Origin of the sequence: Pseudomonas sp. IT-P100, assembly GCF_949767185.1 — a bacterium.
Lineage (GTDB): Bacteria > Pseudomonadota > Gammaproteobacteria > Pseudomonadales > Pseudomonadaceae > Aquipseudomonas > Aquipseudomonas fluorescens_B.
The window spans coordinates 97,108-109,239 of record NZ_CATKQK010000014.1 but is presented as its reverse complement, the minus strand read 5'-3'; the positions used below and the strand labels follow the sequence as shown (position 1 = coordinate 109,239).

Below are 12,132 nucleotides of genomic sequence, written 5' to 3'. Positions count from 1 at the left end.
CTGGATCTGCGTGCACATGACCTCTGTGGGAGCCAGCCTGCTAGCGATGAACGATGACGCGGTATCAGCTTAGAAGGCGGATCGGCGTTCCAGCAGACCAGGCCTGAATATCCTCGATCATCTGCGAAAAGAACTGATGGTAATTCTGCTGGCTGACATACCCGACATGCGGCGTCGCCAGCACATTCTCCAATGTCCTGAACGGGTGATGAGCCGGTAAGGGCTCCAGCTCGAACACATCCAGCGCTGCCCCGGCCAGGCGCTGTTTCTGCAACGCCTTGATCAGCGCTGCTTCATCGACAATCGGCCCGCGTGCGGTGTTGACCAGCAGCGCCGTAGGTTTCATCCAGTCCAGCGCCTGTGCGTCGACCAATCCACGGCTGCGGTCGCTGAGCACCAGATGCACGGAGAGCACGTCGGCCTGTTCGAACAGTTCCTGTTTGCTCACATAGGTCACGCCCACTTCGGCGGCGCGTTCGGCGGTCAGGTTTTCGCTCCAGGCGATCACTCGCATACCGAACACCTGGCCGAACTGCGCGACCCGCTGGCCGATGCTGCCCAGGCCGAGAATCGCCAGGGTCTTGCCGTACAGGTCGCCCCCCAGGCCCTGTTGCCATTTTCCGGCGCGCAGGGCATTGGCTTCCACGACAAGGTTGCGGGTCGCGGCCATGATCAGCGCCCAGGTCAGTTCCGGCGCGGCGTGTTTGTAGCTGTCGGTGCCACTGACCTGAATGCCGAGGGCGGCTGCAGCTTTGAGGTCGAGCGCAGCGTTGCGCATGCCGCCGGTAACCAGCAGTTTGAGTTTCGGCAGACGCCGCAGCAGATCCTCGTCGAACCGGGTGCGCTCGCGCATCACGCAGATCACTTCGAACTCACCCAGGCGTGCTGCCAGCGTCTCGTTGTCGGCCGGGTAATCATGGATAAAATCAACCTGGCCGATGGCGTCCAGCGCCGACCAGTCCACGACAGTGCGCGCCACATCCTGCCAGTCATCGATCACCGCAATCTGCACAGCCATCAGCCTTACCTCATCAACGAACGGGGTTGGTTTTGTTCAGCCAGGCGAGCAAGGCCTGGTGGAATTTCTGCGGTTCTTCCATCTGCGGCGCGTGGCCCATGCCGGGGAATTCCACCAGCGTCGACTGGGGAACCAGCTTCGCGACTTGTTTGCCGAGCACGTCGTAGTGACCGAGTTTTGCCTTGACCTCGGGCGGCGCGATGTCGCTGCCGATGGCCGTGGTGTCGGACGTACCGATCAGCAACAGCGTCGGCATCTTCAGGTCCTTGAACTCGTAGTACACCGGCTGGGTGAAGATCATGTCGTAGATCAGCGCCGAATTCCACGCCACTTGTTTATGCCCCGGCCCTTTATTCAGGCCGGCGAGCATGTCCACCCAGCGATCGAATTCGGGTTTCCAGCGGCCGCCGTAATAGGTGTTGCGTTCATAGGTGCGGATGCCATCGGCGGTCAGTTTCAGCTCACGTTCGTACCATTGATCCACCGTGCGATAGGGCACGCCGAGGGCTTTCCAGTCTTCCAGGCCGATAGGGTTGACGAGGGCGAGTTGTTCAACCTGCTCGGGATATTGCAGTGCGTAACGGGTAGCGAGCATGCCGCCGGTGGAATGCCCGAGCAGGGTCGCTTTCTGGATACCGAGGGCTTTGAGCAGTTGCTGGGTGTTGGTTGCCAGTTGCTGGAAGCTGTACTGGTAGTTGTCCGGTTTGCTGGAGGTGCAGAAGCCGATCTGGTCCGGTGCGATGACGCGGTAGCCGGCGTCACTCAAGGCCTTGATCGAAGTGTCCCAGGTGGCGCCGCAGAAATTCTTGCCGTGCATGAGCACGATGCTGCGTCCGTTGGCCTTGCCATGGGCGGCAACGTCCATGTAGCCCATTTGCAGGGATTTGCCCTGGGACTCAAAGGCGAAATGCTTGATCGTGTAGGGATACTCGAAGCCTTGCAGCTCCGGCCCGTACTCCGGACCTTCGGCAGCGATGACGGGCAGTGCGGCGGTCAGCAGCAGGCTGGGTAGCCAACGGAAGCGGGCGAGGGGCATGGGTGAACTCCACAGGAAATCGGCCGATGCTGGATCGGCATGATTAGGGCGACATTAAACACAGGCAATCGCGGCGAATGATCGTTCAACTCATCCAGCCCAGGGTCGCCAGGGCCAGTACGCCATAGCGGGCGCCTTTGGCAATCGTCACGATCACAAGGAAGCGCCCGAGCGGCTCGCGCATCACCCCGGCGACCAGGGTCAGCGGATCACCAATAACGGGTACCCAACTCAGCAACAGTGACCAATGGCCGTAGCGCTGATAATGAACCCGGGCCTTTTCCAGATGCAGCGGGCTGACCGGAAACCAGCGCCGGTCGCGAAACCGCTCGATACCGCGCCCCAGCCACCAGTTGAACAGCGAGCCGAGGACATTGCCCAGGGTCGCGACCGCCAGCAGCGACCAGAGCCAATACTGCTTGCTGAGCAACAACCCCACCAGCAGTGCTTCGGACTGCAACGGCAACAGGGTCGCCGCACCGAATGCGGCGAGGAACAGGCCGATGTACGCACCGAACATCAATGGGCAGCGTAGTCCGCCACCACCACATCAGTGCCGTCCTTTTTCAGGCCGATGACCTGATAAGCATCGCTCATGCCGTCCATTTCCATGCCCGGCGAACCCATCGGCATGCCCGGGGCCGCCACACCCAACAGGTCATCGCGCTTGCCCAGGGCCAGCACCTGATCGGCCGGGACATGCCCTTCGACGAATTTGCCATTGATCAAAGCGGTGTGGCAGGACGCCAGACGCGGTGGCACGCCGTGCTGTTGCTTGAATTCGCTCATGTTGGCTTCAACGTGATCCTCGACCTTGAAGCCGTTGGCCTCCAGATGGCTGATCCATTTTTTGCAACAGCCGCAGTTGGCGTCGCGATGGACTTCGATCGGGATCAGGTCGGCGGCCTGGGCCAGGGAGGAAATGAACAGGGCGCTCAGGGCGACCAGACGCAGGTGGGTTCGCATGGGCAATATCTCGACTCGGAGGATGGTCAAAAAAAGAGGTATTTTGACTGCTTTAGCCAGTAACGAGGCAAGAGATTGTTTCGAAGTGATACCGCCAGGCGGGCTTTTGTGGCGAGGGAGCTTGCTCCCGCTCGCCTGCGCAGCAGGCGCAAACCAGGTTGCGCGATTTAACTGCTAGCACCGCGTTGAATGCCAAGGCGGCCGCTTCGCAGCCCAGCGGGAGCAAGCTCCCTCGCCACAGGGAGCTGCGTTCACCCATCAGCGGACTTTGAACCGCCCCATAATCGCACTCACGCGACTATTGGCCTCCAGCAACTGCCGGGTATTGAGCTCACTCGCCTGACCGCTTTTCACCAATTCATCCACCATGTGGCGGATTTGCACCATGCTGCGGTTGATCTCTTCGGTCACGGCACTCTGCTGTTCTGCGGCGGTGGCGATCTGGGTGCTGAGGCTGTTGATGTGGCTGACAGAACCGGCCATTTCATCCAGCCCGGTGTTGACGCGAGCCGTCGCATCGGCCGCCGACTGGCAGCTGGCCTGAGTGTTTTCCATGGCGCTGACCGACGAGCTCACGCCTTGGGTCAGGCGGGTGAGCATCTCGTTGATTTCCGACGTGCTGGCCTGGGTGCGAGCGGCGAGGGCGCGAACTTCATCGGCCACCACCGCAAAACCGCGTCCCTGCTCACCGGCGCGAGCGGCTTCGATGGCGGCGTTGAGGGCCAGCAGGTTGGTTTGCCCGGCGATGGCGCCGATCACCCCGAGAATCTCGGTGATGCGCTGGGCGTCCTGTTGCATGCTTTCGACTTTGTGCGTGGCGCTGGCCACTTCGTCGATCAGCGCGATCACACTGCTGGAGGCTTCGCCCACGACCACCCGTGAACGGTCGGCGTTTTCGTTGGCGCGTTGGGTGAACGCAGCGGTTTCAGCCGCATTCTGCGCCACGCTTTCGGCAGTGGAACTCATCTCGGTGATGGCGGTGACAGTCTGGTCGGTTTCCGACGCGTGGCGCACCAGGATCTGGCTGGTGTGCGCGGACGTGCGTTGCAGGTTATCGAGGCTGGACGCCATGGCGCCGGTGGCCTGGGTGACTTCGCCGATCATGTTTTGCAGGTACGCGATGAAGGCATTGACCGAGTGACCGATGGCGCCCAGTTCATCTTCGGCGCGGATGGTGATGCGTTTGGTCAGGTCGGCGTCACCGGCCGACAGCGCGTCGATATTGGCCTTCAGCGCTTTCATGCGCTGGATCAACTGGCGGATCGCGTAGATTTGCAGCAACACCAGCAGGATCACCATCGGGATTTGCAGCAGGCTTAGCGTGCTGAGCACGTCGTCGCGCTGGGCGGTGATCAGTTTGGTCGGCAGGGCGGTGGCAAGGAACCACGGCGTGCCTTCGATCGGGCGCATGAAGAAGGTGCTGGCTTCGCCGTTGTTGTCGAACTCGACGCGCTGCGATCGATCACGGTTTTGCAGGCCGGCCTTCACTTGGCTGGCGAAGGGCGAGTTACCGGCCAGTTCGCTGATGTTCTTCAGCACGATCGGCCCGCTGATGCGCGAGCTGTTGCTGATGATCTTGCCGTCGGACTCGACGATCAGCATTTCCGCGCCCAGGTCTTTTTCCTTGCGTGCCACCAGGTCATTGAAGAAACCGAGGGTCACGTCAATGGTTGATACGCCATACGCCGCGCCGTTTTTCTGAATGGCCATGGCGCAGTTGGTGCGCGGCTCGGCGCTGGCATCATCCTTATAGGCCGCGGCCCAGGCGCATTGTCCGCGCGGGGTCTGCATGCCGCCCTTGTACCAGGTCTGGTCGTAATAGTTGGGCGCCGCGTCACTGTTCCAGAAGGTGTTCACCGCCAGCTTGCCCGAGGCATCGCGGTGCCAGAAGGTGCTGAATTTGTTGCGCCCGGCTTCACGCTGGCCGGGCAGGGGCCAGATGCCGCCGCCGAAGACTTTCAGCTCCCCGTATTGATCGACCAGGCCCGGCAGAACGGTGTCGATGGCGGCGCTGTCGAGCAGAGGAATGGTCTGGGTAATGCTGCGCTGCTGCGCCTGAACCTTGTTCAGTTCGCCCTGGATTTGCTCGGCGACTTCAGCGATGCGATTGAGGGCCACTTGTTCTTCGGTGTGGCGAAGTTTCGGCGCTACCAATTGGCTGATGCCGACTACGGTGAGAATAGACAGCAGCAGAATGAACAGGACCAGAAACAGTGTGTAGCGAGCCTGAATGGTGCGGAATGCGGGCATGGAGCCGGGTCCTTTTTAGCAGCGTTCTTATTGGGAAATTTCGGCGCTTCAAAGGGCTATCGGCCTGCATATGCGGAGCTTTAGGTACGATCGTGCAAGCTAGGGGCGAGGTGACGGGCGGTGGAGTGACCGGCCCGTTCAGGCAACCGAACGGGCCAGGTGCAGATCAACGGTCCAGCAACTTCATGACTTCTTCGGGGTAACGCAAACCGGCCGTGGCATTCGCCGGGAAGATGGCTTCCAGCGCGTGCAACTCTTCGCGGCTCAGTTTGACCTCCAGCGCCGCCACGTTCTCCTCCAGGTACTTACGTTGTTTGGTCCCCGGAATCGGGATCAGGTAATCCCCCTGAGCCAGCACCCACGCCAACGCGAGTTGACCCGCCGTCACGCCTTTTTCCGCCGCCAGGTCCTGAACCTGCTGCACCAGCAATAGATTTTTCGCAAAGTTGTCGCCCTGGAACCGTGGACTGAAACGACGGTAGTCGTCTGCCGCGAAATCATCCGGGCTTTTCAGTGCGCCAGTCAGAAAACCGCGGCCCAACGGGCTGTACGGGACAAAGGCGATGCCCAGCCGCTGACACGTGGCCAGACAGCCGTTTTCTTCCTGGTCGCGGCTCCACAACGAGTACTCGCTTTGCAGCGCACTGATCGGATGGACCTTGTTCGCCCGTTCCAGTGTCGCCGCCGAGGCCTCGCTCAATCCCAGGTAACGCACCTTGCCGGCCTTTACCAGTTCGGCCATGGCACCGACCGTTTCCTCGATAGCCACTTGCGGGTCGATACGGTGCTGGTAATACAAGTCCAGGGTCTCGACACCGAGGCGCTTGAGGGTGCCGTCGATTGAGGCGCGAATGTAGTCCGGACGGCCGTTGACCCCGCGGGCGCTCGGATTCGCCGGGTCGCGCACGATGCCGAACTTGCTCGCCAGGAACACGTGATCGCGCTTGCCGACGATGGCTTTGCCGATCAGTTCCTCATTGGTATGCGGGCCGTACATGTCGGCGGTGTCGAGCAGATTGATGCCCAGTTCCAGCGCCCGGTGCAGGGTTGCCGTGGCCTCGCGGGTGTCGACGCCGGTCGTGTAGAAATCGGTCATGCCCATGCAGCCCAGGCCGATGGCACTGACCTGTGGACCGTTCTTGCCCAGTTGACGTGTTTGCATGAAATCAGCTCCCTGTGAATGTGACGTCCATTGTCGACCTCGACAGAAACGAGATAAACCGGCTAAAACTGCTATCACTATTCATGATTTCTAAATAATAAGTCGGTGCAAACAACAATGGATCGTTTCAACGCCATGCGCGTGTTCACCCGAATCGTCGAACTGGGGGGCTTTGCCAAAGCAGCGGACAGCCTGCAAATTCCCCGTGCCTCGGTGACCGTTCTGATCAAGCAACTGGAAAGCCATCTGGGGGTGCAACTGCTGCAACGCACTACGCGGCAGATCAGCCTGACGCTCGACGGTGCCGCCTATTACCCGCGTTGCGTGCGGTTGCTGGCAGATCTTGAGGAAACCGAAGCGGTGTTCTCCGCCGCACGGCACAACCCCAAAGGTCTGTTGCGCGTGGACATGCCCGGGGGCATCGGGCGGTTGGTGGTGATCCCGGCATTGCCGCAGTTCACCGCCCGCTATCCCTTGATCGAACTGGAGATCGGTTTGAATGACCGGCCTGTCGACCTGATTCGCGAAGGTGTCGATTGCGTATTGCGCGGCGGCGCGTCGCTCGATGATTCACTGGTGGCGCGGCCGCTGGTCATGCTGGATCAGGTCACTTGCGCCAGCCCCGATTACTTGCAGCGTCATGGCACGCCACAGGGTTTGGCCGATCTGGCGGGGCATCAGATGGTGGAGTACGTCGCCAGCAACGGCAAACGCTATGGGCTGGAATTTGTCGTCGATGGGCAGGTACAACCGGTCAGTCTGCCCAGGCAAGTCTCGGTCAACAGTGCCGATGGTTACCTGGCGGCGTGCGAGGCCGGATATGGGCTGGTGCAGGCGCCGTACTATCACGTGGCCCGGCGTATCAAGGAGGGTGGTTTGATCGAGGTGCTGAGAGAAGTGCCGCCACCGGGGATGCCGCTGACGGCGCTTTATCCTCCCCACCGTCAGTTGTCGCGGCGGGTAAGGGTGTTCGTTGACTGGATGATCGAGCTTTGCGCGCAGCCGGGAAATGACTTTTTCAGCCATCCGTCAGCTCGCTGAAAATCCTCAGCGATGCTGGTAGTACCCCGGTCCGCCACGGCCGTCGTAATGGTGGCCGCCGTGCCAGCCGCCGTGGGGGAAAATAATGCAGCCGCTCAGGGAAAGCAGGGCAAGCAGGGGAATCAGCAGTGTGATTCGACGGAACATTTCGAAATCCTCATGGTTATCGCCGCTATGAAGCCAAAAGGCTTCATCGGCTGTAACATGAGACCCCGTTTGCAGCGCCGCATCCCCGAAAAACGGTAGGGGCTTGGCATGCATCCGGATACAAACCGGATACATTTTCAGGTTCACGTTCAGGCTTATGTTTAAGCTTTTTGTTAAAGGAAAAGGGCAATGACCCAGTCGCAACGTTTGAAATACTCGATTCTGATCTCCCTGGTGGTGCTGGGGATCATGTTTGGCCTTTCGTATTTGCAGAATGCCGGCGTCATCAGCGAAAAGCTGTTTCAGTACATCGCCATTGGCGTGGCGGTGATCGTGGTGGTGATCAATGGCGTGATGCGCCGCAAGGTCAAACCCTGAGCGACGCCCGCCGACACGATTATTCGCCGTGCAGAGCGGCGGCAGCCTGTGGATGCAGGCTGTAGCTCTTGTCCGCGTTCAGCGTAATCACGCCTTCGCTGCACAAGCGCTTCAACACTTCGCGGACACTGAGAAAGGACAGGGGAATATCCAGCTCCAGCAGGTGGCTGTGTACACCGCGCACCCCCAGGCTGCGGTCGCTGTCGGCGGCGGACAGCAAGGCATCGATGACTTTCAGGCGGATCAGGCTGGTGCGCAGGCCAAAGCTCTTGAGCAGAACCCGGATCCGTTCGTTGCCGTGACGTTCGGTACGCTGAGTGAACAGGCTCGAGCCCATGGAAGTGCCCATTGGTGCAGTGCTACCGTCCGTTGGCAGTTGCGAGTTGTACATGCAAAAACTCCTTTTCAGAGCCTGAACCGGAAAGATGTGTTGGGTGCTCTTACTCAATAAGACGTACGAGCTACGCAAATCATGAAGGCTCGAATGTAGAAATTTTGTCGCCATCACGTCAGAAGCCTGTAAAGCCCTGCAGAAACACCCTCCAGCGCTCTAAATTTTTGTCCTGAATTTCGTTCCTGTAAACAGACCTATCGCGTGTGACACGCTGGGTGTGACCTTCGTTTATTCGATCAGGAGCGAGCGTGATTATTACCAGGCAATTAACCCGATTGAGCCTTGCCGGTGTGTTGGTGGGCTTGAGTCTTGCGGCAAACGCACGCAGCCAGCCGGACCAGGCGACGGCCGAAATCCGCCGGACCAGCTTCGGCGTGCCGCACATTCGCGCTGAAAACGAACGTGGCCTGGGCTACGGCATCGGCTATGCCTACGCTCAGGATAATCTGTGCCTGTTGGCCAATGAGATCACCACGGTGAACGGCGAGCGTTCACGGTATTTCGGCCCGGAGCAGTTCACGGTCGAAGAGCGCGAAAACCAGGTCAGCGATGTCTTTTTCAACTGGCTGAATACGCCGCAGGCCGTCTCTGCGTTCTGGCAGGCACAAACGCCGGAAGTCCGCGACCTCATGGAAGGGTACGTGGCGGGCTACAACCGCTCGCTGGCGGAGCGTCGCGCGCAAGGTTTGCCGCAGCAATGCCAGGGTGAGTGGGTGCGGGACATTACCGCGCAAGACCTGGTCAAGTTGACCCGTCGCCTGCTGGTCGAAGGGGGCGTCGGGCAATTTGCCGAAGCACTGGCCGGCGCCATGCCTCCCAAAGCCGTCGCTCGCAACGCAAACGCGCCCGCGTCGTTCCAGGTCGCCGATGCACGCCGGCAGCGCTTCGCCCTCGATCGCGGCAGCAACGCCGTCGCGGTGGGCAGCGATCGCTCGTTCAATGGCCGCGGCATGTTGCTGGCCAACCCGCATTTTCCTTGGGTCGGCGGGATGCGTTTCTATCAAATGCATCTCACCATTCCCGGCAAACTGGACGTGATGGGCGCCGCGTTGCCCGGCCTGCCGATGATCAACATTGGCTTCAACCAACACCTGGCCTGGACCCACACCGTGGATTCGTCCAAGCATTTCACCCTGTATCGCCTGCAACTCGATCCGAACGATCCGACCCGCTACCTGCTCGACGGCAAGTCGTTGCCGATGAAGCAGCAGACCGTGACTGTGAACGTGAAACAACCTGACGGGCAGACCCGTGCGGTTTCGCACGTGGTCTACAGCTCCCGGTTCGGCCCGATTGTGCAATGGCCTGGAAAACTGGATTGGGACAATCAGTTTGCCTATAGCCTGCGCGACGCCAACCTCGATAACGACCGCGTGCTGCAGCAGTGGTACGCGATGAACCGCGCGGTCAGCCTCGAGGAATTGCAGGCGTCGGTCCACAAGATCCAGGGCATCCCGTGGGTCAACACCCTGGCGGCGGACGATCAGGGCCAGACGCTGTACATGAACCTGTCGGTGGTGCCGAACGTCAATGCCGACAAACTGGCCAAGTGCAGTGATCCGCGAGCCGGACTGGAACTGATCGTGCTCGACGGTTCCAACAGTGCCTGTGCCTGGGACATCGACCCGACGGCGGCACAAAAAGGCATCTATGCGTCGGACAAGTTGCCGCAACTGTTGCGCAAGGACTTCGTGCAGCACTCCAACGATTCGGCATGGATGGCCAACCCGGCGCAGCCGCTCACCGGTTTCTCGCCGTTGATCAGCCAGGACGGTCAGCCGTTGGGCCTGCGTTCACGCTTTGCCCTGGATCGACTCGGCACGTTGAACAAGGCCGGCCCGATTGCGGCAGCGGATCTGCAACGGATGGTGATGGACGATCAGGTGTATCAGGCGGCGCAAGTCATGCCGGACCTGTTGCAATTCTGCGCGCAGGACCTTGGCGCCGATGCGCCGCTGCTGACTCCGCTGTGTGCGAGCCTGAAGGCCTGGGATCGCAGTGCGAATCTGGACAGCGGTCTTGGTTTTGTCCATTTCCAGAACGTCATGGAATCAGTGCAGGACACGCCGGATGTCTGGCGCGTCGCGTTCGATCCGAAAGATCCGCAACACACCCCGCGCGGCCTGGCGGTTGATCGCCCGGAGGTTGCGAAGGCCTTGCGCGAAGCGATGCTGGCTTCGGTGGAAGTGGTCAGCAGGTCGGGGCTCAGGACCGACAGCCATTGGGGCGATATCCAGGTGGTGAGCAGCGGCGGCCAGCAGACGCCGATTCATGGCGGTCCAGGCACACTGGGCGTTTACAACGCCATTCAGAGCGTGCCGAGAACCGATGGCAAACGTGAAGTGGTCAGCGGCACCAGCTATTTGCAGGTCGTGACTTTCGATGACAAGGGGCCTCAGGCCAAAGGGCTGCTGGCGTTTTCGCTGTCCAGCGACCCGGCGTCGAAACATGCCAATGACCAGACCGTGGCGTTCTCGAAGAAACAGTTGAGTGTGTTGCCGTTCACCGAACAGCAGATCACTTCGGACCCGCAGTATCAGGCGCAGACGATCCGTGAACAGGATGAAAAAGCCGGGAAGGTGGCCAAAAAATAAAACGCTGCTTGAGCGATGAAGAAAGGCCGCACCCCGCAAGGGTGGCGGCCTTTCAGCTTTTCGGGGGTTGTTGCGGAATGGAGTTGAGGACCGGATTGCCTTCCTTGTTTCGAGTCAGGTAGACCGGCAACACCCTGGGCAGCGTCGCCACCAGGTTGTGGAGTTCCTTGATGTTGTAGATGCCGCCGAGGCGGATCGCGCCGGTGCTGTTGTCAGCCACCATCACGGGGTTTTCCAGATAGCGATTGATCAGGGGCAGGGCTTCGGATAACGCCAGGTCATCGAGCACCAGTTTGCCGTGGCGCCAGGCCAGTGACGTGTCATTGGCGTAGGTCTGGCTGATTTGCGGCGTGAAGTCGCCGTGTTTATAGCGCGCCTGCATGGATGGCTCCAGACGCAAACCATCGCCCGGCAGGTCATCGTTGCTATTGACCAGTACCGAACCTTCGATCAGATTCACGCGCACCTGATCCTCATACATCCAGACGTTGAATTTGGTCCCGGTGACCCGAATCCTGCCGTCCGCTGCCTTGACGACAAAGGGGTGGCTGGCGTCATGGCTGACACTGAAAAACGCTTCGCCCTTATCCAGCGAGACCCGGCGCTGGTCCTTGTAATTGCTGAAGGTCAGTTCTGTGCCCAGGTTCAACTCGACTTGGCTGCCATCGCTCAGGGTGACCTGGCGGATCGCATTGCTGGCTTCGAAATGCTGGTACGAATTGGGCAGCAAGCCCAGGTTCCAGCCACTGTACGCTGCCAGTGGCAACGCCAGGGCACAAACGGCCGCGGCAATGCCGACGGTGCGCCAGGGCGTTGCACGCTTGGCCCGAGTGATGGGCACGACAGTCTCGAGGCGCGGCAAATCTTCCGCGACTTCCCAAATCTCCAGCATCGCCTCGTATTCGAACGCATGCAGCGGATGAGCATCGCGCCACTGCTCGAAGGCTTGACGCTCCTCGGCCGTGCAGTCGCTGGCGTGCAGACGCATGCACCAATGCGCAGCGGCATCGGTGACAGCGTCATAGTCGGCTTGTGAGAAAGGGCTGTCGGTCATTGACTCATCCTGATTTCCTGCATTCTAACCTTGAGGGCAGTCTGCGAGAACAGGCGTCATGGCATTTACCCATCAAACGTCTGTTTATTTTC

Annotated in this window: 12 protein-coding genes; 3 read left to right on the top strand and 9 right to left on the bottom strand. The window is 60.3% G+C overall.

Annotation, left to right across the window (positions count from 1 at the left end):
* Positions 1-64 precede the first annotated feature (64 nt).
* The 6 genes from ACM6IQ_RS14600 to ACM6IQ_RS14575 form a co-directional block, all read right to left on the bottom strand.
* The gene (locus ACM6IQ_RS14600) at positions 65-1,018 is read right to left on the bottom strand and encodes a D-2-hydroxyacid dehydrogenase family protein (protein WP_414879153.1); all 954 of its coding nucleotides are present in this window, start codon (positions 1,016-1,018) and stop codon (positions 65-67) included.
* Positions 1,019-1,031: 13 nt separating this feature from the next.
* A complete protein-coding gene (locus ACM6IQ_RS14595) occupies positions 1,032-2,054 on the bottom strand; it encodes an alpha/beta fold hydrolase (protein ID WP_017338647.1) in 1,023 nt (340 codons plus the stop codon).
* Positions 2,055-2,139: 85 nt separating this feature from the next.
* On the bottom strand, positions 2,140-2,574 hold the full coding sequence (locus ACM6IQ_RS14590) for a YqaA family protein (RefSeq protein ID WP_414879152.1): 435 nt from the start codon (positions 2,572-2,574) through the stop codon (positions 2,140-2,142).
* On the bottom strand, positions 2,574-3,020 hold the full coding sequence (locus ACM6IQ_RS14585; RefSeq protein WP_017338649.1) for a DUF411 domain-containing protein: 447 nt from the start codon (positions 3,018-3,020) through the stop codon (positions 2,574-2,576). Before ACM6IQ_RS14585 ends, ACM6IQ_RS14590 begins: the two co-directional genes overlap by 1 nt.
* A gap of 258 nt (positions 3,021-3,278) precedes the next feature.
* Positions 3,279-5,270, bottom strand: a complete 1,992-nt coding sequence (locus ACM6IQ_RS14580; protein WP_414879151.1) for a methyl-accepting chemotaxis protein — start codon at positions 5,268-5,270, stop codon at positions 3,279-3,281.
* Between the two features lie 166 nt (positions 5,271-5,436).
* Positions 5,437-6,432 carry an aldo/keto reductase gene (locus ACM6IQ_RS14575; protein ID WP_017338651.1) on the bottom strand — a complete coding sequence of 332 codons (996 nt, stop codon included), beginning with the start codon at positions 6,430-6,432 and terminating at the stop codon, positions 5,437-5,439.
* Between the two features lie 117 nt (positions 6,433-6,549).
* Here ACM6IQ_RS14575 and ACM6IQ_RS14570 point away from each other — a divergent pair, with 117 nt between their 5' ends.
* Positions 6,550-7,473 carry a LysR family transcriptional regulator gene (locus tag ACM6IQ_RS14570; RefSeq protein ID WP_414879150.1) on the top strand — a complete coding sequence of 308 codons (924 nt, stop codon included), beginning with the start codon at positions 6,550-6,552 and terminating at the stop codon, positions 7,471-7,473.
* Positions 7,474-7,479: 6 nt separating this feature from the next.
* On the opposite strand, the gene ACM6IQ_RS14565 is transcribed toward ACM6IQ_RS14570, so the two are convergent.
* A complete protein-coding gene (locus ACM6IQ_RS14565) occupies positions 7,480-7,620 on the bottom strand; it encodes a hypothetical protein (RefSeq protein WP_017338653.1) in 141 nt (46 codons plus the stop codon).
* A gap of 189 nt (positions 7,621-7,809) precedes the next feature.
* Here ACM6IQ_RS14565 and ACM6IQ_RS14560 point away from each other — a divergent pair, with 189 nt between their 5' ends.
* On the top strand, positions 7,810-7,998 hold the full coding sequence (locus tag ACM6IQ_RS14560; protein ID WP_008024801.1) for a hypothetical protein: 189 nt from the start codon (positions 7,810-7,812) through the stop codon (positions 7,996-7,998).
* A 19-nt stretch (positions 7,999-8,017) separates the two neighbouring features.
* On the opposite strand, the gene ACM6IQ_RS14555 is transcribed toward ACM6IQ_RS14560, so the two are convergent.
* Positions 8,018-8,389, bottom strand: a complete 372-nt coding sequence (locus ACM6IQ_RS14555; protein ID WP_414879149.1) for a fe2+ zn2+ uptake regulation protein — start codon at positions 8,387-8,389, stop codon at positions 8,018-8,020.
* Positions 8,390-8,640: 251 nt separating this feature from the next.
* On the opposite strand from ACM6IQ_RS14555, the gene ACM6IQ_RS14550 reads away from it, so the two are divergent.
* Entirely contained in the window at positions 8,641-10,986 is a 2,346-nt protein-coding gene (locus ACM6IQ_RS14550) for an acylase (RefSeq protein ID WP_414879148.1), read from the top strand.
* Between the two features lie 52 nt (positions 10,987-11,038).
* On the opposite strand, the gene ACM6IQ_RS14545 is transcribed toward ACM6IQ_RS14550, so the two are convergent.
* Positions 11,039-12,040: a FecR family protein gene (locus tag ACM6IQ_RS14545; protein WP_414879147.1), complete on the bottom strand. Its 1,002-nt coding sequence runs from the start codon at positions 12,038-12,040 to the stop codon at positions 11,039-11,041.
* Between the last annotated feature and the right edge of the window lie 92 nt (positions 12,041-12,132).